The sequence below is a fragment of the Photobacterium sp. 1_MG-2023 genome, assembly GCF_030547945.1.
Classification (GTDB): domain Bacteria; phylum Pseudomonadota; class Gammaproteobacteria; order Enterobacterales; family Vibrionaceae; genus Photobacterium.
The window spans coordinates 35,908-58,912 of record NZ_JAUORR010000006.1 but is presented as its reverse complement, the minus strand read 5'-3'; the positions used below and the strand labels follow the sequence as shown (position 1 = coordinate 58,912).

15 protein-coding genes are annotated in these 23,005 nt (G+C 46.7%); 13 read left to right on the top strand and 2 right to left on the bottom strand.

Features of this window, described 5'->3' with window-relative positions; translation table 11 throughout:
- Positions 1 to 488: 488 nt before the first annotated feature.
- From Q4579_RS07590 to Q4579_RS07575, 4 genes are all read left to right on the top strand, one after another.
- Positions 489 to 1,007, top strand: a complete 519-nt coding sequence (locus Q4579_RS07590) for an Hcp family type VI secretion system effector (protein WP_211650716.1) — start codon at positions 489 to 491, stop codon at positions 1,005 to 1,007.
- Between the two features lie 68 nt (positions 1,008 to 1,075).
- Positions 1,076 to 3,358, top strand: coding sequence for a type VI secretion system Vgr family protein (locus Q4579_RS07585; protein WP_303562955.1), 2,283 nt, complete (start codon positions 1,076 to 1,078; stop codon positions 3,356 to 3,358).
- Complete coding sequence (locus tag Q4579_RS07580) at positions 3,340 to 3,957, top strand: DUF4123 domain-containing protein (protein WP_303562953.1); 618 nt, start codon at positions 3,340 to 3,342, stop codon at positions 3,955 to 3,957. Before Q4579_RS07585 ends, Q4579_RS07580 begins: the two co-directional genes overlap by 19 nt.
- A complete protein-coding gene (locus Q4579_RS07575; RefSeq protein ID WP_303562951.1) occupies positions 3,954 to 6,578 on the top strand; it encodes a LysM domain-containing protein in 2,625 nt (874 codons plus the stop codon). Before Q4579_RS07580 ends, Q4579_RS07575 begins: the two co-directional genes overlap by 4 nt.
- A 35-nt stretch (positions 6,579 to 6,613) precedes the next feature.
- Here Q4579_RS07575 and Q4579_RS07570 read toward each other — a convergent pair whose 3' ends face one another.
- Complete coding sequence (locus Q4579_RS07570; protein ID WP_303562949.1) at positions 6,614 to 7,675, bottom strand: SUMF1/EgtB/PvdO family nonheme iron enzyme; 1,062 nt, start codon at positions 7,673 to 7,675, stop codon at positions 6,614 to 6,616.
- Positions 7,676 to 8,698: 1,023 nt separating this feature from the next.
- On the opposite strand from Q4579_RS07570, the gene Q4579_RS07565 reads away from it, so the two are divergent.
- The 6 genes from Q4579_RS07565 (at position 8,699) to Q4579_RS07540 (ending at position 15,165) form a co-directional block, all read left to right on the top strand.
- The gene (locus Q4579_RS07565; protein WP_303562947.1) at positions 8,699 to 9,217 is read left to right on the top strand and encodes an Hcp family type VI secretion system effector; all 519 of its coding nucleotides are present in this window, start codon (positions 8,699 to 8,701) and stop codon (positions 9,215 to 9,217) included.
- Positions 9,218 to 9,280: 63 nt separating this feature from the next.
- Positions 9,281 to 11,383, top strand: a complete 2,103-nt coding sequence (locus Q4579_RS07560; protein ID WP_303562946.1) for a type VI secretion system Vgr family protein — start codon at positions 9,281 to 9,283, stop codon at positions 11,381 to 11,383.
- Positions 11,383 to 11,865 (top strand): hypothetical protein, encoded by a 483-nt coding sequence (locus Q4579_RS07555; protein ID WP_303562945.1) that lies wholly within the window; start codon positions 11,383 to 11,385, stop codon positions 11,863 to 11,865. The genes Q4579_RS07560 and Q4579_RS07555 overlap by 1 nt, the downstream gene beginning before the upstream one ends.
- A gap of 12 nt (positions 11,866 to 11,877) precedes the next feature.
- Complete coding sequence (locus Q4579_RS07550; protein ID WP_303562944.1) at positions 11,878 to 13,218, top strand: hypothetical protein; 1,341 nt, start codon at positions 11,878 to 11,880, stop codon at positions 13,216 to 13,218.
- Positions 13,199 to 14,188: a DUF2169 domain-containing protein gene (locus tag Q4579_RS07545; RefSeq protein WP_303562943.1), complete on the top strand. Its 990-nt coding sequence runs from the start codon at positions 13,199 to 13,201 to the stop codon at positions 14,186 to 14,188. The genes Q4579_RS07550 and Q4579_RS07545 overlap by 20 nt, the downstream gene beginning before the upstream one ends.
- Positions 14,185 to 15,165, top strand: a complete 981-nt coding sequence (locus tag Q4579_RS07540) for a hypothetical protein (protein WP_303562942.1) — start codon at positions 14,185 to 14,187, stop codon at positions 15,163 to 15,165. The genes Q4579_RS07545 and Q4579_RS07540 overlap by 4 nt, the downstream gene beginning before the upstream one ends.
- Positions 15,166 to 15,453: 288 nt before the next feature.
- Here the strand turns inward: Q4579_RS07540 and Q4579_RS07535 are convergent, their stop codons facing one another.
- Positions 15,454 to 15,588 (bottom strand): hypothetical protein, encoded by a 135-nt coding sequence (locus Q4579_RS07535; RefSeq protein ID WP_303562941.1) that lies wholly within the window; start codon positions 15,586 to 15,588, stop codon positions 15,454 to 15,456.
- A 41-nt stretch (positions 15,589 to 15,629) separates the two neighbouring features.
- Here Q4579_RS07535 and Q4579_RS07530 point away from each other — a divergent pair, with 41 nt between their 5' ends.
- From Q4579_RS07530 to Q4579_RS07520, 3 genes are read left to right on the top strand one after another with little or no spacing between them, the layout of a single operon-like run.
- The gene (locus tag Q4579_RS07530; RefSeq protein WP_303562940.1) at positions 15,630 to 16,973 is read left to right on the top strand and encodes a hypothetical protein; all 1,344 of its coding nucleotides are present in this window, start codon (positions 15,630 to 15,632) and stop codon (positions 16,971 to 16,973) included.
- Positions 16,974 to 16,982: 9 nt separating this feature from the next.
- On the top strand, positions 16,983 to 18,167 hold the full coding sequence (locus tag Q4579_RS07525) for a hypothetical protein (protein WP_303562939.1): 1,185 nt from the start codon (positions 16,983 to 16,985) through the stop codon (positions 18,165 to 18,167).
- Between the two features lie 14 nt (positions 18,168 to 18,181).
- Positions 18,182 to 22,885: an OmpA family protein gene (locus Q4579_RS07520; RefSeq protein ID WP_303562938.1), complete on the top strand. Its 4,704-nt coding sequence runs from the start codon at positions 18,182 to 18,184 to the stop codon at positions 22,883 to 22,885.
- Positions 22,886 to 23,005 lie beyond the last annotated feature (120 nt).

The following is a 23,005-nucleotide window of genomic DNA, read 5'->3' as shown; positions in this document are numbered from 1 at the left end:
TTCAAAATTTGCTGACGGCGGCAGAGCGGGGGATAAGCGGCTGAATTAGTGACTATTTCATGTGGATATGACAATCCGTTCAGTGATCCTGCATCTGAAGGTTTCGATGTGAGCTTTTTTATAGGAAAAATGACAGTGAAGGCTGTGAATTTCACGGAATGCGAAAAGTGTGGCAGAGGTTTCAGAATTCACTAAATAAGCGTGCGCTACACAGGATTTTCGAAACTGGATCCTAAATAAAAGTGGGAAAGAGTAAAGCATTTCCTGATCTGAATTTTGATAAAGATTTTCTAAAAAATGAGATTATTTTCTGAAAAATGAGAAAGGCAGGTTTAATCTTATTTCCATCAATAGATTTAAGCTGTTGATTTTTAACGATATTAAAAGTTGGCATGGTCGTTGCAATGTATTCACCATCACAACGATGAAGCGCGATTTGCGCTGACGCATCAAAATAACTGAATTTATTACGAATAAGGAAAAGCGATATGCCAACTCCAGCTTATATGTCAATTCACGGTGAAACTCAGGGCCACATTACGAAAGATGCATACACTGCCGATTCTGTGGGGAACACCTGGCAGGAAGCACACGTTGACGAATTCCTGGTTCAGGAACTGGATCACGTGCTGACTGTCCCTCGTGACCCGCAAAGTGGCCAGCCAACCGGTCAGCGTGTTCACCGTCCGGTCATCGTCACCAAGCAGCAAGACCGTACGTCTCCGCTGCTGTTCAATGCCCTGGTGAGCGGCGAGAAACTGCCAGAAGCTTACATCAACTTCTACCGCACTTCCACGCAAGGCAAGCAAGAGCATTACTACACCATCAAACTGATTGATGCGCTGCTGGTGGATGTTCAGACGCGTATGGCGCACTGCCAGGACGCAGCAACATCTGACCGCGTTGTTGAAGAAGTGCTGAAGTTCACTTACCGCGCAATTGAAGTGACCCACGAAGTTTGTGGTACTGCGGGTAACGACGACTGGCGCGCACCACGCGAAGCATAATTCGGTAAACCAAAAATAGAAAGGGGCCAAAGTTGGCCCCTTCGTCATCTTTGCATCAGGTAAAAGTAATGAGTCATCAGGTTCAATTTTCCTTTTCAATCGAAGAAACCGATCATGATTTCCGCGTTGAAAGCTTTGAAGTGGAAGAACGTCTGTTTCAGCCATTCGAAGTGAAAGTGTCATTGCTTTCACGTGATGCAGATATTGCATTGGATGATCTGGTCCGTAAAGCCGGCGTGCTGAAGCTGCTCGGTCAGGGGCGGGATGTCTCCCGTTATTTCCACGGGATCGTGAAAGAAGCCAGGTTTAAAGGCAGTGGCCGTCAGTTCAACCGTTATGAACTGGTGCTGGTGCCGGATTTATGGTTCCTGACCCAGCGCGAGGACTGCCGGATTTTTCAGGATCTGACCCTCAATGAGATCATTGAGTCGGTACTCGCAGAAGCCAATGTCACGGCGTTTCGTATGCTGGCGGATGCCGGTGAAAAGCAGGAATACATTCTGCAATACCGTGAAACGGATTTAGAATTTATCCATCGTCTGATGGCGCAGCACGGGCTCTGGTATTTCTTTGACCACAGCGAAACCGGCCATGAGCTGGTGATTGTGGACAAGAATGAGCTTATCAGCGAGCTGGTCAGCACACCGGAAAACGCGACGCTGGTGCCCGATACCAGTGAACATGCGATTCTGTACCACGGTGATGCCGGCGGTGTGCCGGACCGCGAACACATCTTTGAGGCTGATTTTGCCACGCGCGTTCATACCGGTGCGGTGTCGCAAACCGACTATCATCACCTCACACCCCATACCAGCCTGATGGCCAGCGCTGCTGATTTCGAAGCTGAAAATTCCTATATAGATTTAGCGGTATACCAGTATCCGGGCCGTTATCATCAGCAGCCACAGGGGATGCAGCAGGCCGATTATCGTCTCTCGGCTCACAAAGTGTCCGGCACCGAGCTGAAGGCGGTGGGCTGTGTGATGCGCTTCATCCCCGGCTACAGCTTTGTGATGGAAAGTCACCCGCGCCAGTCGCTGAACCGTGATTTTATCTTGCTGCAAGTGAAGCACTACGGGCGTGATCCGCAGGTGCATGCCGAAGAACGCAGCGGCGAGCCAACGACCTATCACAATGAATTCATCGCCTTCCCGGCCGACCTGACTTACCGGGCTCCTGCGCAAAAAGCGCCTGTGGTCGAAGGGCCGCAAACTGCTGTGGTGGTGGGGCCTGAGACTGAAGAGATCTACACCGATAATCTGGGCCGGGTCAAAGTGCAGTTCCACTGGGACCGCCTGGGCGGGATGGATGAGCACTCTACGTGCTGGGTACGTGTCAGTCAGACCCTGGCCGGGCCAAGCTGGGGGGCCGTTTTCCTGCCGCGCATCGGTCATGAAGTCGTCGTCACTTTTCTGGAAGGGGACCCGGATCAGCCGCTGGTGACGGGGTCGGTGTATCACGGCCTGCATCGTCCGCCGTACGATCTGCCGCTGAAGAAAACCCGCACCACGATTCGTTCGAAAACCCACAAAGGCGAGGGTTACAACGAAATCAGCCTGGATGATGAAACCAATCAGGAAGAGCTGTATCTGCGCGCGCAGAAAGATATGAACACACTGGTGTTGCATGACCGTTTCAGCCATATCGGACAGGATGACGAGTTGAAGGTTGTACAGCATCGTGAGATTGCAGTTCAGGGCGATCGGAAAGAACTGATTCACGGGAATAAAACGTCACTCAATGAGCAGACATTGATCGAACAGGTCGATCAGGATGTCACGGTGAATCATCAGGCCAATGAAGTCGTCAATGTTGCTGGTAACCAGCACCGTCAGTTGGAAGCACACCGGCGGGTTCAACTGGGTCAAAGCGACACACTGGAGATTGGTGCGGATCTGACCACGGTGATCCTCGCGTCCCGATCCACTTCAGTCGGAGGTAACGATCAATTGACGGTTGGTGGCGGCTTTCATATTGAAACCCAAGGTGATACTTCAATCCGTGCAGAAGGTGAAGCTGCGGTTGTTTCTGCTGATGAAATCCGAGTGGAAGTCGGTGCTGCCGGATTGGTGCTCAAAAGCAGCGGGGCAATCGAATTCTACGGCACGGCGATTACGCTCAATGGCGTGAGTGACGTGGCCCTGAAAGGGGGCAAGGTCGACCTGAATCCTGGCGCCGCTGCTGGCAGCAATCAAGGCGTGAGCGCTCTGAGTCCGATTGGACTATCGATTTCACGATTAAAGCCACCTGTAATCACGTCTGCTGTCTTTCAGAGCATGATCGAAGAGGGCGTACTGATGATGGAACTGTGTGAATGCGGAAGAGGGAAAACATGTCAATTGCACCGTTAAAGCAGGAATGGCAGATTCAGCAAGCCAACCCCATGTTGCCCGCTTCAGATCAAAACGCCTATGTGCTGTTTGAGCCCTTGTTATGGCCAGACTGGGAGGCACAGCTCAGCCGTGTGTTGGATTCGCTTGATGCTCAAAAGTTATTTTCACAAACTCGGCTTGCTCAATTGGAATACAGTCCGATGCTGATCTCATTGCGTCGCAGTGAACCGGCCATTCAACTTTGTCGTGAAGCGATGATTGCCGCGCCATGCGGTTGTTTGCTTATCGCACCGGACACCGTTGAAACGAGTGATCTTATGCAGACTTTACGACAACGAATCATCGTGGAGAAAGGCAACGCAGAAGTGATATTTCGCTTTTATGACCCCAGAGCATTAGTTCCTTTGCTTGGTTCAATGCAAGACACACAACGACATCAGTTCTTCCCTCTGTTGTCGCAAATTCAGTGGTTCGATAAAAGCTGGCTCAGCGCGCCGATAATCAAATTGTCTTCGTCTTCCTCCACGTCAGAGGTGGTGCGCTGGGCTCTGTCTGAATCCCAGCGAAACACGATGCAAACCATCCTTCAACAATGGTCACGGAATCAACCATCATGACAGCGACATATACTGTGCAGCCCGGTGATACGCTGCTTGAAATTGCCATTGAGCACCAGATTGATTTTAATTCTCTATTGCAGCTAAATCCTCAATACCAGCCGAATCCTGATTTTATCCGCGCAGGTGACACCATAAAGCTGCCTGAGCCCCCGGTATCTGGACCTGTAGAACCCACATTTCCGGTTGAGCCGGTGGCTTCTGTGTCCCCTCCGGCAGAAACATGCACCCTTGAAAGGGAGCCTCTGTGTCAACCGAAAGAAGTTGAAGACATTGTGTTCTTAACAGGTGATCCGGTGCATCAATTCTATGTTCTTGATAAAAAAGCTGTTAAAGAACTAGAACAGGAAATCGAACAAACTCAAACGCTTTTTCAATGTTATATGGATGTGGTGAACAGTGCGCCGCCAACCACTGCAACAAAAGCCGAACTCGAGGCGCACGTTCTTAAGCGTGAAGCGTTATGCCAGGATCTCGCTTATGCAGGTCTGCTACCGATACCCAGCACAAAAAATAAGGCTGCTGTGAGAGCGGAAAGGAAACGTCAGGAAAAAGCACAAAAAGAGCGAGATGCTGAGAACACTAAACTTGCCCAAGCCAAAGTGACCGAACTCAAAGCTCGCCTCAAATATATCGAAAATTATGGGAACTGGATTTCAAACGAAAGCTCGACAGAGTCAATGAAAGAACAGCTTTCTTCAAAAATCAAAGCCGAGCTTACGAAGTGGGAGGCCTTAGCAGGAAAAGCTCAGGATAATCAGAAAACGAAGCATGGCGCAAAAAAAGCGAATCTTCAAGCGATGTCGGTCAAGAAAGAAGGGAGACTGGATGCCTTTCACCAATTAGGTGAGCCTCCTATTCGTCATTCTGTGCGAGAAGTCTATTCAGTGGCGCGTGACGGGACTTTTTATCTTAGAGGGGAGTTCGTAGAGCGTGTCTACAAAACCAAGCTCAGTTGGATGCCATTCGGAGGCACTTCTTTCGCAAATGCATTTGAAAAAGGAGATTTCAAGGCGTTGGGGAAGGCCATTCAACGTGATTTTAAAAATAAAGAAAACCGGACTCGCTTAGGGGAAAGTATCGGTATTAAACTCAATGAGTGGGTCGCACCGGGTAACAAAATCGCTGAATGGAAATCTACGCATGCGATTCACAATGAAGAGGGCAATACATGGTTTGCAGTCACGCCTGAGGCCCAACTGGGGCGCTGGGGAATGCAGGCGTCTTTGGATGCCAATCTGAATCCATTGAAAAAAGATGAAAATGGCAATGCACAAGGAAAAATAGATTTGGGTATCAGTGCCTCGGCGGCATTTTCTGTCGCAGAGGCTGCGGTTACCTCTAACCTTTATTTACCCAGTGATGCAGGCACAGCAGTACAACTTCATTATATGGATAAGAACAAACAGCCAGCAATTTACTCATTTGGTTGTTTTCGGGTGAATGTTAGGTTAAAGGTGGGATGCTTCTTAGGCACTTCGGCTCAGGTCGGGGCAGGTATCGGCAATGGTAGGCCAACAGCCGATGATGATATTGGCGTGATGATTGATCCAAACGCCAAACGACATCGATCAAACGGAAGTGGCTTAGGCGTGATGTTCAGTCGCCGGGTGGAAATGGGGACGACAGAAGGCGGACAAATCGGTGTCAAAGCCGATGTCTTTGCCGGTGCTCAGTTCAGTGGTGAGTTTGCCGGAGATATCGAATGGCAATCCCCAAAAAAAGAAAATGGCGAAAAATTTTCGGTTCTGGCTGGAATTAAAACCGAAGGTAATGTGGCCATTGGCGGTGGTTATACTGCAGAATTCGCACTTTATCTGGATAGAGGCAAATTTTTCCTGAAAGTTTCCGCCAAACTCGTGTGGGGTGTGGGCGCTGGCGGTGGAGTCTCGGTCACGATTGATGCCCGGAAGCTCTGGGATCTGGCGAAGGTGATTTGGGAAGGCTTGCAATATGTTGATTATCGTGTTCTGAAGAATATTAATGAAGCAGCTTATGATTATTTAGTTGAGGCAACGTATTATGCGTTTGCTTTATCAGCAGCGATCACTTCCCCTGTCGGAGCTTTGAAACAGGTGGTATCACTGGGTAACGAGAAGATTACACAAATAAGATTGTTACGAGAAGAATCTACTTATTTGGAAGAAGAAGCGAAAACTTTAGCATTGCGAATTCTTGATGATTCAGTCCGTAGTGGCGTTCCATTTAACCAGCTCTTGCCCGAAGCAATTGGCATGATGCTCGATACTTTGGTTCGAACCTTTCTATTTAATTATGAAGAATTACAGGAAACTGCGATTTATAAACTGCTTCACGAGAGTACGTATAGTTGGCATAAGTTTGAAGAAATTCTGCAACGCATGAATTCAGAAGGCAAAAAACAATCGGGTGACAAGGTGATGTTCCATAACCTGAAACGGATTAACGCCATTCTAGATGGCAGCCAGCAATCGGCGTTCAATGAATGGGTGATGACGCTGATGGAAACCAACAACGTTGCAGACATGGACAAAACGCCATTCCCCCCTCGGCAAGGTCAGGCTTTTCATCAGAAGCGCTCAGAAGTAGAGCAACAAGTAGCTATGCTTGATAACCGGAGTCAATCAAGTCAGTATGCGTAAAAATTATGGCCCAAGAGGGCCATGTTTTTATCCGTTTATTCATCAGTTTTTTTGACAACACATCGAAAAGTATCTGCTAAAACGTAAAAGTCTTGATTGGGGGATTTATCAATTCGTCCGAAGGTAAAGCCATCACGCATTACTTTGTCCTCACCAGAATCGGGACCCTGAGGATTATTAACGGGTGATTGTAAGTAGTAATCTTTGTCATACCAGTCATTGACCCACTCGGGTCTGTTGTTGCTCATACCATATATTCCCAGCGGGTTAGGGGGGAATTTACCTAAGTTTTTTTCAGGCGCAGTGCTACTGTTAACGTCTAAATCTGATACTTCAATATATCTATTCAGTTCAGGGTCAAAATATTTACTTTCTGAAAGTAGTCTGTAACCATTATTCGTTGCGTAATATTTATGCTGACCTCGACTACGAGCAGCAAACTCCCACTGCGCCTCGGTTGGCAAGTCAAAGGGAAGGACTGAAATTTCCCCCAGCCACTGGCAATAGTCTTTCGCTTCCTGCCAAGCCTTTGTCCCTGTCGCGACAGTGTGTTCTGTATGATAATTGATCAGCTTTTCATATTCCTCGTCAGAGCGACTCAGGTATTTACCGGATATGGGCATGTAACCATTTAGTTTATTTCTTGCAACCGGTAACCCATTAATCTGTCGCATCCACTCCATATCCATAAAGCTGGTTTCAAATTTTGAGATCGAGTAGGAATCCAATGTGACCAGATGGAGGTGTTTTGAACCGTCAAAGGCACTACCCGGAGAACTTAAGCAACTGGCTTCGGGCGTCCAGTCCATGCGATTCTCAGTTCGACTAGGAATTTCACAAGGGGCACGAAAATCCCCCATCTCAAAGCTGCCGCCTTCAACAAACACCAAATTCTCAATCGCGCGAACCACCACTTCAGCGGCGTTTTGTTTTTGTTCTTGGGTTGCCTCGGGGTAACGCTTTTCGATATTGGCGACAATGGTATCAAGTCGCTGCTGCGATACCGTCTCGCTGGTGATTTTGATGGGTGAATTGTTGTCATTGCAGGCCGCTAATAATGGCAGCGTACATGCAAGTCCTAGCCTGTAAAATTTCATGCGGACATCCTTTATTTTTAGTGCCTTAGTGTAACGAAATGCCTAAAACAAAAACACTGAAAAGCAGGGTCAATCATAAATACAACCCGTATTTCTTGAACCAAGTGCGCAATGAAATGAATTTGGTGATTTTGTTTGTCGTTCCCGCGCAGGCGGGAACCCAGTGACGTTGATGCGCCGGAGGTTCGTCTGGGTGCTGTGAACGATTCGATAGAAGGACTGAAGTTCGCTGAGGTTTTATCTGTTCAATGAAGATTTTTGTGTGTTTGTAGCCCGGCGATCTATGGATTCCCGCCTTCGCGGGAATGACGGGGGGAGAATTGGGAATGACGGGGGGAGAATCGGGAATAATTGGGGAGAGAATTGGGAATGACGGTAATCGTATGAACTGTATGAAGTTCGTCGTTCCCGCGCAGGCGGGAACCCAGTGACGTTGATGCGCCGGAGGTTCGTCTGGGTGCTGTGAACGATTCGATAGATTGGCCTGAACCTTGCTGTGATCTGATCTGTTCCATGATGATTTTCGTGTGCTTTTAACCCGGTGCTCTATGGATTCCCGCCTTCGCGGGAATGACGGGGGAGAATTGGGAATGACGGGGGGAGAATCGGGAATAATTGGGGAGAGAATCGGGAATAATTGGGGGGAGGATTGGGAATGACGGTAATCGTATGAACTGTATGAAGTTCGTCGTTCCCGCGCAGGCGGGAACCCAGTGACATGCATGCGCCGGAGCCTCGCGCAAATGACGTTAATCAAACGGTGTTCAGCCCCTGACCTGATTCTTTTATCCGAGAGTAAAAAGCGATTGATGAAAAATCAGCGTGCTTTCTAAAAAATGAGAAAATTTTCTAAGAAATTGGAAGGACTCAAGGAGTGATAAAGATATCAATTGCTCTAAGTTGTTGATATTGAACGATAATAAAAGTTGGCATAGTGGTTGCAATATACTCAGCATCGCAATGATTAGCGATAAGCTAAAACGAATCAAAACAACTGAATTTAATACGGAAAGGAAAAGCGATATGCCAACTCCAGCTTATATGTCGATTCACGGTGAAACTCAGGGCCACATTACGAAAGATGCATACACTGCCGATTCTGTAGGGAACACCTGGCAGGAAGCACACGTTGACGAATTCCTGGTTCAGGAACTGGATCACGTGCTGACTGTCCCTCGTGACCCGCAAAGCGGCCAGCCAACCGGTCAGCGTGTTCACCGTCCAATTATCGTTACGAAGCAACAAGACCGCACGTCTCCGCTGCTGTTCAATGCCCTGGTGAGCGGCGAGAAACTGCCAGAAGCTTATATCAACTTCTACCGCACTTCCACGCAAGGCAAGCAAGAGCATTACTACACCATCAAACTGATTGATGCGCTGCTGGTGGATGTTCAGACGCGCATGGCGCACTGCCAGGATGCAGCAACATCTGACCGCGTTGTTGAAGAAGTGCTGAAGTTCACTTACCGCGCAATTGAAGTGACCCACGAAGTTTGTGGTACTGCGGGTAACGACGACTGGCGCGCACCTCGCGAAGCTTAAGGTCGCGAAGCGTAAATGGGGCCGCACTTGGCCCCTTTGTTTTAGCTGCATCAGGTAAAAGTAATGAGTAATCAGGTTCAATTTTCGTTTTCAATTGAAGAAACAGATCACGAATTTCGTGTTGAAAGCTTTGAAGTGGAAGAACGTCTGTTTCAGCCATTCGAAGTGAAAGTGTCATTGCTTTCACGTGATGCAGATATTGCATTGGATGAACTGGTCCGTAAAGCCGGCGTGCTGAAGCTGTTCGGCCAGGGGAGTGATGTCTCCCGTTATTTCCACGGGATCGTGAAAGAAGTCAGTTTTAAAGGCAGTGGCCGTCAGTTCAGCCGGTATGAACTGGTGCTGGTGCCGGATTTATGGTTCCTGACCCAGCGCGAGGACTGCCGGATTTTTCAGGACCTGACCATCAATGAGATCATTGAGTCGGTGCTGGAAGAAGCGAATGTCACGGCGTTTCGTATGCTGGCGGATGCCGGTGAAAAACAGGAATACATCCTGCAATACCGTGAAACGGATTTAGAATTTATCCATCGTCTGATGGCGCAGCACGGGCTCTGGTATTTCTTTGACCACAGCGAAACCGGTCATGAGCTGGTGATTGTGGACAAGAATGAGCTCATCAGCGAGCTGGTCAGCACACCGGAAAACGCGACGCTGGTGCCCGATGCCAGTGAACATGCGATTCTGTACCACGGTGATGCCGGCGGTGTGCCGGACCGTGAACACATTTTTGATGCTGATTTTGCCACGCGCGTTCATACCGGTGCGGTGTCGCAAACCGATTATAACTACCTCACGCCGAAAACGCGTCTGATGGCCGATGTACCGGAATCGGATGAAGCCGAAGCCTACACCGATCTGGCCGTGTACCGCTATCCGGGTCGTTATCAGCAGCAGCCTCATGGCAAGCAGCAGGCCGATTATCGTCTGTCGGCTCACAAAGTGTCCGGCACCGAGCTGAACGCTGTGGGCTGTGTGATGCGCTTCATCCCCGGCTACAGCTTTGTGATGGAAAGCCACCCGCGCCAGTCGCTGAACCGTGATTTTATCTTGCTGCAAGTGAAGCACTACGGGCGTGATCCGCAGGTGCATGCCGAAGAACGCAGCGGCGAGCCAACAACCTATCACAATGAATTCATCGCCTTCCCGGCCGACATGACTTACCGGGCTCCCGCGCAGAAAGCGCCTGTGGTCGAAGGGCCGCAAACGGCTGTGGTGGTGGGGCCAGCGAATGAAGAGATCTACACCGACAATCTGGGCCGGGTCAAAGTCCAGTTCCACTGGGACCGCCTGGGCGGGATGGATGAGCACTCTACATGTTGGGTACGTGTCAGTCAGACGCTGGCCGGGCCAAACTGGGGCTCCGTTTTCCTGCCGCGCATCGGGCATGAAGTCGTCGTCACCTTCCTGGAAGGGGACCCGGATCAGCCGCTGGTGACGGGGTCGGTGTATCACGGTCTGCATCGTCCGCCGTACGATCTGCCGCTGAAGAAAACCCGCACCACGATTCGTTCGAAAACCCACAAAGGCGAGGGTTACAACGAAATCAGCCTGGATGATGAAACCAATCAGGAAGAGCTGTATCTGCGCGCGCAGAAAGATATGTCGGTGAAAGTGCTCAACGACCGGTTCGAACAGATCGGTAACGATGACACCCTGACGGTTGCGCGTCATAAAACCAACGAGATTGGTCAGAATCAGCTGGAAACCATCAAAGGAAACAAAACCACAGAAGTCAAAGGCACCTTCACGGAAACGGTCGATGGCGATGTCACGGTGAATTACAACAGTAATGAAGCCGTCACCGTGGTGAAGAACTCGGATCTGAAGATCAACCAGAACCGCACCACTGAAATCGGCAAAAACGATGAACTGGAAGTGATGGAAAACCAGACCATCACGATTCACGGTGCCCGTCAGACTCAGGTTGATAAAGACAACAACCTGAATGTAGAAGGGAATTCCACCCTGACCGTCACCGGGAATGTGACGTCTGATTCCAAAAGTACGACGCAGATTATCAGTAAAGAAAAGATCGTGCTAAAAGCAGGATCGTCTCAGATCGTCCTGAATAGTGATGGCTCGATTCAGATCACAGGCACCTCAATTTCGATTAATGGTTCAGACAAAGTTGTGGTTCAGGGCGGAAAAGTATCGGTGAACTAATGCAAAAACATCAGACACAGTTCAGTACGACCATCACAGCAGATGCCGGGGAATCCCCGGCGCCTTTGCATCCCCGTTTTGGTCAGATTCTTGCCATTGAAAATGATGGCGTGCGTGTGATTTTCGATGGTTGTGACATGCCATCCGGTATGGCAGCGCGGCTCGGACGCCAGTTCAGCATCACAGAGCTGGAACTGGCGCTGCAAAACCAGTTGTCGTGCCGGATTGAGTTTGTCGGACAGGATCCGAATCTGCCACTCGTGACTGATATCTTCTTCTCGTTGATTGAACAGCGGGATGAACTGGTGCTGAAAGCCAAAAACATTCGCATTGAAGCGGAAAATGAGCTGGTGGTGTCGGGCGGGGAAGCGAAAACCCGCTACGAAGCAGCACAGAAACGGGTCATCACCGAAGCCAAATACATCACGAGTCAGGCCGAGAAATCACAGAAAATTCAGGGTGCGATCATCGCGATTAACTGACGGATACGAATGATGATAAACAGTCTGATTCAACCGGAAGCCCCGGGTTTGACCAAGCTCACGGAAGAGGATTTCCAAGCGTTATCCCAGCGCGTGAATGACAGCATCGTCCGGGCGCAGGCAACGCCTGCGGGCATGCAGCGATTTGCCCGCGAAAAAACTGATACCGTCGCTGGCGAGGTCCAGTTTCTGCTGGCACAGCGGGATCGTGCGCTGGACGCCGGATTGCCGGACGCGGGCAGCCATTATTACCATCTGCTTCACCGGAAACTGAACCGGTATCTGTCTGTCCTGCTCTCATTTTACCGGGTTGAGCCCGGCTATCTGTTCTGGATGCAGGATCAGGCACCTCAGGTGTTGCTCTGGCTGCTGACGTCTGCAGAACTGGCACAGCGAGATCTGCAAGCCGCGTCTTTGGCGCCATTACTCACCGAAAAAATGCCCGCCGAAAAGTGGCTTCGCACTGTCTCGCTGGCCACGGCACCGCATCTGTCCAACATGCTTGCGTCCGCAGCCCTCAGTGCGTTGCCTTTGGCTGGAACTGCGATGACAGCCCTGATTAACCGGGGCGAAGTGACAGAGTCTCTGGCGTCGCAGTGTATCCGGGAAGGGGCAGACAAAGTCGCAGTGCAGGCCCGGTATCAACTGGCCCGGATGGGGGATCAGGCCGGGATCAACTGGGTGCTGGAACACGGCAAAACAGACGATTCACTCTTTACCCACTTGCTGATCCGCAAAGACAAAGTGGCCTGGCTGCGCCGGGACATGATGCCGCAAGCCGAATTTCGTCCGGATGTGGCCTTGTACGGCATTCTGAACCGGTTACCGGAATCTTTCGATCTGCCAGACTTCCAGCACGACGAAAAAGCCTATCTGAAAGCCGCGCTGGCTGGTGATCCGCTCGCAGTGGAACCGATGATTGAAGCACTTTTCAGCGCTCAGGATGAAGGACGGCAGGAACAGTGGCTGAATGCAATTTTGCTGATTCTGGGAGAGCAGGTGCCGGTCCGCGTCGCGGATCTGGGCGTGAAATACGACGCGAAGCAGGCTGCAGATTTACTGATGCAATGGTGGCAAAACCTTGAACCTGAAGCGGTTCAGGTGCCTATGATGCGGCTCGGAAAACCGCTGGATTATGCCAGCAGCGTCGATGTGCTGCGCAGCCAGTCGATGCCGGCTGAATTTCGTCACTGGGTCTGGCGGGAGCTCTGTCTGTGCGGCGGGATCTATGTCGCCTACGACCCCATGAGCTGGCCAGAACGGCAGCGACGGGCCATACACTCTCTTTCTCATCACACAACTGCTGCAGAGCGGTATAACCAGAGGATAAACGATGCAGCTGTGGGACGTTGAATCTTCGCTTCCTTATGCCATGAAAGGCCAGTTTGTCCGTGATCAGCACGGCGAATCTGTGTGGGTGGTGTGTCTGAAAACCGGCTGGCAGCAGAAGGGGGGCCAGTGGCAACCGCTCGAAACGCAGCCGGAGATTTTCGCAACCCCCGTGTTTGCCGGTGAGGCGGGTTTTTCTGCCCTGCTGGCAGATCAGGATTTTGTGGTCTCCAAAACCAATACCGATGTGCTGGTGCAGGGGCATGCCAGAAGTTACGGCAAGCAGCCCGTCACTCAGATGAACTGCCGTCTGCTGATTGAAGAACATATCGATAAAACGCTACAGGTGATGGGGCCGCGTCAGTGGATCACGCAGGCCGGTCAGGTCGGGGTGACTGTGCCTGCGCCATTTATCGAGCAGCCGGTGTCTTATGCGCAGGCCATGGGCGGTGAGGATGAGCGGAACCGTGTCGGATGCGGTGTTGCCGGAAAGCCGATGGATTTACTGGTTCAACCCGTGCCCTCGGTGTTTTATCCGGGTCAGGACTGGCGCATTGAAGGTGCCAAGGTGCAGCCGGCCAGTTTCGGGCCGGTCGCGGTGTTTGATGTGCCGCGCGCCGCACTGGCAGGCACCTTTGACGCGCAATGGCAGGAAGAGCGCCGCCCGCTCTATCCGTTAGATTTCGACCCGGCGTTTTACCAGTCCGCCCCCAGAGATCAGCAAGCCAAGGGCTTACTTGCGGGGGGCGAGCGTCTGATTCTGTCGGGCTTCAATCATGAAGAAACCCTGTATTTCAATGTGCCGCGCCGGACATTTTCAGCCCATGCCGATTTTGGCAACGGCCAGGAGAAAAAGCAGATGGCGCTGCATACCCTGTCGGTGGATGCCGATGCATTAACCGTGACCGCAACCTGGTCGGCGGCGTTTCCCTGTCAGGGACGGGAAGCAACGCTGGTGAAAACCGTGATTTCTGAGGAGCAGGCAAGCGTATGAGTGCATCAAGCGCGAAATATCTGCTGTGTGCTGAAGCAGTCACAGCGGCAGGATTCAATCTGGATGTTTCAGTCGCGGTGGGTGAATCGGATCTGGACATGTACGACACCGCCACGCTTGCCGATCAGGAAGCGCGGATCACCGTCGCACCGGTCACCTATCTGGAAAGCGACGCTGTTGGTGCTGAACGTGCACTGGCACTGCTGACACTGCTGGTTGAGCAGCTGACGGCCCGCTTACCGGGTACAGTGTCTTCCGTGCCGCTTTACGTGCGGATGCCAGAAGTCGTGACCCAGCGGTTACTGGATGAGTGGCTGCAGACAATGCACGCGCAGGAATCGTCACACAAAACCATCAGTCGCGTGAAGCTCAGCCACGATGCGGCCCATGCGCATTTCACTCAGGTGCTGAATGTACTGGCGGAGGAAGAGATTTTACTGGCGGTGTCCATCGATGCGCCCATTGCCGATCTGGAAGCGCTGGCAGCCGACAATCAGTTACAGACCAACCAGCATCCCTGGGGTGTGATTGCCAGTGAAGGCGGTGCCGGTGTGATCATGGCCAGCCGCAGTTTTGTGGAAGCCATGAAAATAGAGCCGCTGGCAACGTTCGACGGCTGGAGCTGCGAACCGGACGAGGGCCGCCATCTGATGTCGCGGGTACTGCGTCGCCACAGCCGATCGGTCGACCAGCTGGGGCTGCTGTTCAGTGACATGACCAACCTGCGAACCCATCAGGAAGACTATGGCTTTGCCGTGGGTGCGAAAGGGGAGGCGTTACTGAATCCGGAGCAGGTGATCCAAAGCCATAGCCTGTGGGGCTATCTCGGCCATGCATCGTTATACGCGACGCTTGCGCTGGCCGCCCGTTACCCGAATGTGCTGCGCAATCGCAGTGCGTTCCTGTTCGGCGCCGATCACAGCCGGGCCATGCTGACGCTGACGTTAGCGGCGCCCTCGGCAGAGACCGGGGCATGATGCAACCACGCGAGAGAAAAGGAATTCCTGTTTTTTGGCTCAATGTCTCAAGCTGACGCATTGAAGACCGGCAGGATATTAAATGAGTTGATTAGGTGATTCAATCTGTTAGGGTTTTTCGCTGTACGTCTTGATGACCGTACTTCTTTGTTAATTCCCTGAACTGACAATAAAAAAAGAACCCGGCAGATGCATTGTTGTCCTGAATCATCACTTTTCAGCCAGCAGGTGCCAGACCCAGATTCGGAGACCGTCATCATGATGTACCCTTTACCTGTGCTGAATCACTTATTTTTCCATTTCATGCTTTTCCCACGTCTGAATCATCTGTGTCTGACGATCCTTCTTCAGGCGCTTCCCTTTGTTTTCTTCATGCTGAAGTCCGCTGTTGCTTTTCTGGCGACCCGTCTCTTCAACCCGCATGAATCAGCTTCGCCCGTGCGATAAGAAATGAGAATACAACCATGGAAAAAGTGAGATACGTCAAGGCACACTATCAGCCCCTTGAAGACACCACCCCGCTGCCCCGCAACGTGGTGAACCAACCCATCGAACCTGTTCCCGACCACAAGCTGGTGGTGGAACTGGCCGGGCAGTGGGGGTCGAACCGCGCCTATTTTCAACTGGCGAAAACCGATGTGCAGGCACAGAAGGTTGCACGTGCCGTTGCAGATATGAAAACGGGACATCGTACCCTGGCTACATTTAAAGGTTTGGAAAATGAAGCCAAGAACCTTTATCTGGTTGTGCCATTGCAGGGGCTGCCAAATCCACTGACCTTTTTACTGGCTGAAAATCTGATGCCGGTAGAAAACGAAACGGAAATGGATGAGTGGGAAACGGTGATGATTCCGGTTCGCGCTCTGGCTTATCTGGACGAGAGCAAAGACAAAGAAAAAGCAGCTGAACTGAAAGGCGGCTATTTGTATGTGTTCTGGAAAGGGAGGCTGTGGCGCGAACTTCAGATCACCGAAGCGGGTTATTACAAAGATATTGATACGGAATATTACCGTGTCAGAGATCAGTACGAGCGCCAGAAATCGCAGCCCGTGATTGAACATCGCGAGGCGAGCGGGTTCGACCTGCCTCAGTTCTGGGTGCCTTACAAAGTTGCGGGTGAAGTTCAGGCAGGGGAGAGCGGTATTCAGCTGATGTTCTCACCCGATCAGAAAACCTACACGCAAATTGAGGCGCTGGAAAGTGATACGGCAAAACTGAGCGCTGCTGCCACGCCATTGGATGAATTATCGATTTACTCCCAGGGGAAAGCTTTCGAACCGCAGGAGCACACCTCGGACATTCAGTCGGCCAAGCTGCATCAGGTCACCGAAGACGATATGTCCTGGCTCACCGAACAGTGTGTGTTGAAAGACAAATACGCTGAGTCGAATACGCCAGTGGTGTATGTGGATGGTAAAAATGACGGCTTTCTTGTCAAAGTTGAAGTGGGTCTGGCTTCTTCTGTTTTCGGTAAAATTCCGCCGATATACGCGGTTTTGAAAGACGAAAACAGTGAATGGAAGCAATCAATTCTGATGGAAGCGAACGGTGATGGGGAAGACTCTCGCTGGCGTCAGGCTTTATTTACGGGCTTACCAACAGACGGGCGTTTTACGTTATTTATTGCGAATCCCAAAGATCCACACGGTGCTGAATTTATTTTTACAGACATTCCGTTTGAAGAACTGGCAAACGATCAAGACGAATGTGAAGAAATTGAACATGCTGAAATGGTTGAAGAGTCCTTCGAAGAAGCAAAGAAAATTGAAGAACTCAGAAATCTTTGGCTGAACGCAACAAATTTTTAGGAATCCATCATGAAGAAAAAACTGCTGGCTTATAGTATTGGAGCGCTTTGCGTCGGTGCAATCGCCTACCCAGCGTGGAAAATGATTGCAGAGAAAATAGCTTATGATAAGGCTTATCAGGAGCAGTTGGATTTAATTGTTAGGGGCATTGAGATCGAGCGTTGGAAAACAAGAGCTGACATTATTGGATGGAAAATAAATGTAAGTATCCCGGATGATATTGAATATGAGGAATGGGATGAAGATTATGAGATACCAAGAGTATTGTTCAAGGCCAGAAAGTATGGAGCTCCATATTTTGACCTTTACTCAATGGGAATCGATGGGAAAGATGTCAAACTCGTTGCAACACGCGAGGATTTTGGTGCGAACATTTTACCTTTGGGTTATTTCACAGGTCCCAATCGCTCTCCCGATGGAAGGTATATTATTTCGACATCAAGTGATAAAGGATATGGTTGTACCCTCTATGATATAAAAAAAAGAAAAGGGCATATTTTTTCATCAGGCCGATGTTATGTCGAATCATGGATTAATGATGGAAAATTTGCAATCATAAACGACGGTGATGGAAAAGCATATCTAACACTTGAATCGAAAGAAATAAAATACATAAAAGATATTTATGGGCATGAATTTGAAGATGCTAACAGTAAGTTTTTCTTAGTGAAAGATGGAACAAAAGCTATTTCAAATATTTACAAGCACAATGATTTTGTAAATTCTATTCAAGGGAATGGTGAACAGATAACTTACGACATGCCAGGATTCAAGAAACCTGAAAGAGGCAATTATCTTTCTGATGAGTGTAAATATGGTGGAACATTTGGTGTGAATTCTAGCCTTTTTACTTGTAGTTATGATAGTAATAAGGTTTATTATAATGTGTATGAATCAAATAACCCGAACAATATTGTAGGAAAAAGTTTAGGTTTTCGTGTGATTGAATTAGGTAAGTGGGCGATACAGGATGGGGAAATATATAGAATCGTAGACAAATCAGAAGATACACCATTGTCTAAAATAAGCTATTACTATGATTTTGGTGATGAATATCAATTTACAGTTTATGATGATTTATATCTTCCGATAAGCGCTCAGAAATCATTTGGAGACCTAGATATTGCAGAGTATTTTCCTGAATTGCCTTCAAAAGAAAGGTATGAAGATACTTGGATTGATTTGTTATATTAATAAAGGGTTCGTCAATGGCTATAGAAAAAAAGATACAATCTGGTTTTTATTTAATGGGGCGTCTATATAATCGAAAGGGCGAAATAAGTACAAACGCAAAATTCAAACCGCTACCTTTTGAAACTTTAATATTACCAGATTCTGAAACTTTAAGAGAAGAAAAAGTGAATGGAGAAGGCGATAGCGTACAAACAGTGAACGCAAAATTCCCTATTGCATCGACAGATGAGGTTGGGAAATTATCATACTTAAATGCGAGTTTTGATAGTGATGAGTTATCAATTGTATCCATACCGACGACTGATAAAAATTATAGCAATGATTATAAGGTAAAAATTAAGTGGTTTCCGAGTCAATTAGTTCCTTTATATAATCTTAATAAAGGGGAAAGCTGGCTGGAAGACTTGACAGAAGTGTTAAATAAATTGAATGACACACATTCCTTTAGCACAAAAACAAAATTTCTCGATGTCGGTACATCAAAAAATCAGTTGCTTGACAAATATGAAGATGCCGACAATGAAATTCACAAGTCCTATAATTCTTGGTATGACTCACTAGAGAATGAAAAAATAAGAATTATTGAAGTGCCACAATTTTACACTGTTGTGCTCACTTTTTCTGATGAGAATTTTATTGGGGCCAGAGTTAAAATGAAGGATATCCCTGTAACGATTAAAGTTTCAGGTGATGTTGACTCAGATAGTGGAGAAGCCGTTTCTGAAATTAAATCAATCGATCACGAACTATCTAATGGTGAAGTACTACGTAATATTACAGCAACATTTTGGATTGAAAGTGAAATAAACATTGATTCGATATCAAGTGCTTACGCAAGGTTTGATATCAGTTTCGAAAAATTCAAAATGGATAAATTACAGAGATTAGATGTTAGTCTGAGAAAAGGCTATTCTCTAAAAGAAAAAGTTTTCGATCTGCCGATAAGAACTGCATTAGGGAGAAGTGCACTGATAAATGGTGACCCAATCAGTGTTGAAGAAGCGCTGATAAATCATTCACCGGAATACTTCACTGAACTCATCAAAAAATTAAGTGTTAGTGATGATAAGTTGGGAATTAACAAGAATGAAATAAGTAAAAATTATCAAGAATTTTTAAAAAATATATTTAATACCTCGAAAGGGGTTTTTCAAAGTGTTGTGGGAAGTTTCACAACGGGATCTGCTTGGAACGCCAAGTCTAAAGTTGTTTTGTCAACAGTAGGTTTGATTGGAAAAGTTGTGGATGGTAAAGATAATGAATTTTATAATAATGCACTTGCAATTGCGGGGATTGGTGATTCAATAAACACATTTATTGATGCAGCCTCTGGTGATGCTTTGAAAACTGCAGCTAATCCAAGAATAAGAAAATTTTCTGAAGCTTTTGCTGAAGGGCCAGGCGTTCAAAAGTGGTTGAAAGCTCGATTTGGTGATCGGCTGGATGAAATCAACATTATTCCGGTCCCGGAGAAGCTTCAGAATTTCTTAAAGGGAATGAATTCATATGCTGATTTGTTAGCGAAACCGCTGAAAGTCGGTGGTGATATCATGACAATTGGCCAGGCAGTTTATAACTTACATGATACATATGAGAAATTTGAAAAATCTGACATTAAAGGCCAGGAATTTAATTTAAAATCAGGTTTTTATATTAATAAGATACAATCTCCGACAGTGAATCAAGCGAAGCCAATCGCTTTACTGGATACAGAACAAGTAAAAGAAAATCAAAAAATTTTAGAAGATATTCACACACAATTGCGCCAAATCGGTGGAGATGAAAATTTCATTTCAGTGAATGAGGTGTTGGGTGATTTATCAGTTAAGTTGGCAAGTACTTGGTTTGAATTTGATAGGGCCAGTTTAAATACAATCGATCCGAAAGTTAATACAGGATTGGAAAATCTTGCGAGATTAATAGAAAATTTACCTGATCCAATACCGATTGAAATTGCTGGATTTACCTGCGATAGAGGAAGTGAAGCTTATAACTTAAATCTATCGACACTGAGAGCTCGTGCCGTAAAAGAAGCAATTATTGATTCAATCCCAGATGATAAAAAAAGAATATGGGAATTATTTATTTGGGAAAAAGGATATGGTGAATCAAAAAATTTATTTCCTAATGACACTGAAGAAAATCGTAAGAGAAATAGAAGAGTTGAGATAAAGATAAATTTTAATGCAATCTATGATTATCCGGTCAGTCGAGTTGGATTATCTATATTAGAAAAATCAAGAAAGGAAATGATTAAATCAGAGTTAGATCTCAATGACTCTGTAAGGGAAACAACGAGTAGTACTGTAGATGCAACAATGCTTGCATTCTCAGCGGCATTTCCGGTTGCAATGGCGACCGCCGGTGTTTTGATCGCAGCTGGACAACTTGTTTCAACTGTCGCAGATTTTGCCTATGAAAAGCTATTCAAGGATGAGTATACCTTTAAAAATGCAATTAAAAATCTTGGTGAAGTTGATGCAACACTTTCCAAAAAAATGATTGCGACTAATGCATATGGTGAAGTGAATATTCCTTTCTTGAAGAGTTATCTGAAGAGAGCTTTGGCACTGAATGGACTTGTTAGGCTGCTCAAGAGATACCAGCTGGAAATTCACCTGAATCCAGAAAATAAGCAATTGATAGAGAAAAAATTCAATATAAAAGGTTACATTGATAAATTCATCCTTGTCGATCAATGGGATATCGATAATATATTCGATGAAAGTTTAAACCTGGACGAATATTGGCTGGATGTTGTAAATTACGATGGTGAAATGGTATTCGATTCATACGATGAACTGATAGCTAAAGCAGGATACTACGTCACTTCTCTTGAAAATTGGATTTTTGGCGATGAGACAAAGATTGATGAAGTAAAACAGTTGTCGAGTAGCTATCATAAATACTTCCCTGTTCATTGCATTGGTAGTGAATCCGTTGATAGTTTAGTTGATATGTTTACGGTTAAATTACCAACAGATCTGACGAATGATATTTTCAAAAAAGTTATCATCTCTGCGAGAAAGCCTGGGGATGAAAAATGGACGAAATTTCACGACCATTATCAAATTGAAAGATCATCTAAGCTATCACCATATGATAATATCAGGATTTTGGTAATTGTTGATGAAAAAAATGAAAAATTAAAAGAAGCATTAGACGAAGAACAAATCATTCACTTACCGATAACTGCGAAAGCAACAGCGCTTAATTGGTGGGATAGTGGCGCATTTTGGGGTACTGATGCTTCTGAAAATACACAATATGTGAGAGAGATTTTCGTCAATGAGCTAACAGAATTTGAGAGAGAATCACTCGAAATTCAAGACAATAAGAAATTGTATGGCACAATTATTTATCCTAGTTTTTACTTTGGCGCATATAAAGTTCAGGGGACAAGGCCAGTTGCTTGGTACAATCATCCGACATTAAAAAGCCTATTTGGTAAAGGGGGAAATACTTCCTCGGGTGTTGATTTTACCATAAGTTATAGATACCGATTAGAAATTCCAAATAATGATGACGTTGATCAGTTGGTTTGCTATCGAGACGTAACTGATAGTTTTTGGGATGATGAGGAAGATGCATCCGAATTTAACTTAAGTTTAAGTACTGATAGGGAGTATAAACTTAAAAATAAGACAGTAGTTGGTGATCATTTATTTTACGAGGAAGGTTTTCTAAAGGACAAGAATCCTACCAAAGGAAGTCAAATTAAGTATCCAAAGATTTTTGATTCAGCGAAAGTCTTCTTTTGGATCAAACAGGAGAAGTTATCTCCATTCAATTCATCATTGGTTACCAAGGATTCGCTTCAATATTTTCAACCCAAAACAAATAAAGATTTCTTAGGTTTTCTTGTTGATGGTTTTGATTGGGATTCTGATCTAAAAATTCGAGTGTTGGTAACAACACCATGTGTCGATACTAAGGTTTTCGATGATTATCGTTATTCAGATAAGAACAAGATACCAGTAAGTGCTAAGATAAGTATGCAAGGTGAAAGATATGGTTTTTTCTATAAGTCTTCATTATTGTTAGAGGAGGTTAAGTCAATTTACAGAATAGGTAAAATAGTTAGCCTGTCAGGTAAATATATATTTAAACCTACTCAATATGAGTTTGACGAATCTACAAGATTTATAGAATCCATAATTAATGATTTTGAAAAGCTCAGCCAGCATGAATTGCAACAATGGGTAACAGGAACATATATGCGGCACAATTATGGAGCCTACGATATCGATCAAGATATAGATATTTATGGAGTTGATGCCGAACTTAAATATAAAAATGTTCTTGGTCAGTCAGTAAATGGTCTGATGCCTTCGGCTGGTTTTGAAACTGTAAGGAGCAATAACGTAGAAATTCGTCTCAATCTATCAGGGGCTGAAAATTCAGGTTTGGAGAGTCGAGAATCATCTACTATTATTTTGAGAGAAAATAAGGAATGGGAAAATACACTTCCCAAAAGATGGATTAAAACTGGAGACAATAAGCTCATTGAATTGGCAAAAGAGCAAATCAAGACGAACAAACAATCTAACTTATCTCATGAGGCAAAGAAAAACAAGGAAACAAAGCTGTTAAATAATAATAATATTAAAGCACATGATTTTTCGAGGCATATGCTTTGGATTGAATCTAATCAAACGGATCTGAAAGTGATAAATTCTTCAAGAGAGGAATTATTAGAGGAGTGGTCAGGGGAATAATAGTCAGCAGATATATAATCGTGACCTGATATGACTCACTGGGATCTTTCGGATTGTTTATTACACGTTAGATCTCAGTCATAGCTCACCTGTGAATGAACGTCACAATGCTCCTTTTGG

Excerpts from the sequence above, each read along its gene's own strand:
- Q4579_RS07530 (WP_303562940.1), top strand. The coding sequence starts at position 15,630 with ATGGAAAAAGTGAGATACGTCAAGGCACACTATCAGCCCCTTGAAGAC.
- Q4579_RS07570 (WP_303562949.1), bottom strand. The coding sequence starts at position 7,675 with ATGAAATTTTACAGGCTAGGACTTGCATGTACGCTGCCATTATTAGCG.
- Q4579_RS07535 (WP_303562941.1), bottom strand. The coding sequence starts at position 15,588 with ATGCGGGTTGAAGAGACGGGTCGCCAGAAAAGCAACAGCGGACTTCAG.
- Q4579_RS07550 (WP_303562944.1), top strand. The coding sequence starts at position 11,878 with ATGATAAACAGTCTGATTCAACCGGAAGCCCCGGGTTTGACCAAGCTC.
- Q4579_RS07540 (WP_303562942.1), top strand. The coding sequence starts at position 14,185 with ATGAGTGCATCAAGCGCGAAATATCTGCTGTGTGCTGAAGCAGTCACA.
- Q4579_RS07555 (WP_303562945.1), top strand. The coding sequence starts at position 11,383 with ATGCAAAAACATCAGACACAGTTCAGTACGACCATCACAGCAGATGCC.
- Q4579_RS07525 (WP_303562939.1), top strand. The coding sequence starts at position 16,983 with ATGAAGAAAAAACTGCTGGCTTATAGTATTGGAGCGCTTTGCGTCGGT.
- Q4579_RS07545 (WP_303562943.1), top strand. The coding sequence starts at position 13,199 with ATGCAGCTGTGGGACGTTGAATCTTCGCTTCCTTATGCCATGAAAGGC.
- Q4579_RS07585 (WP_303562955.1), top strand. The coding sequence starts at position 1,076 with ATGAGTCATCAGGTTCAATTTTCCTTTTCAATCGAAGAAACCGATCAT.
- Q4579_RS07520 (WP_303562938.1), top strand. The coding sequence starts at position 18,182 with ATGGCTATAGAAAAAAAGATACAATCTGGTTTTTATTTAATGGGGCGT.
- Q4579_RS07580 (WP_303562953.1), top strand. The coding sequence starts at position 3,340 with ATGTCAATTGCACCGTTAAAGCAGGAATGGCAGATTCAGCAAGCCAAC.
- Q4579_RS07560 (WP_303562946.1), top strand. The coding sequence starts at position 9,281 with ATGAGTAATCAGGTTCAATTTTCGTTTTCAATTGAAGAAACAGATCAC.
- Q4579_RS07575 (WP_303562951.1), top strand. The coding sequence starts at position 3,954 with ATGACAGCGACATATACTGTGCAGCCCGGTGATACGCTGCTTGAAATT.
- Q4579_RS07590 (WP_211650716.1), top strand. The coding sequence starts at position 489 with ATGCCAACTCCAGCTTATATGTCAATTCACGGTGAAACTCAGGGCCAC.
- Q4579_RS07565 (WP_303562947.1), top strand. The coding sequence starts at position 8,699 with ATGCCAACTCCAGCTTATATGTCGATTCACGGTGAAACTCAGGGCCAC.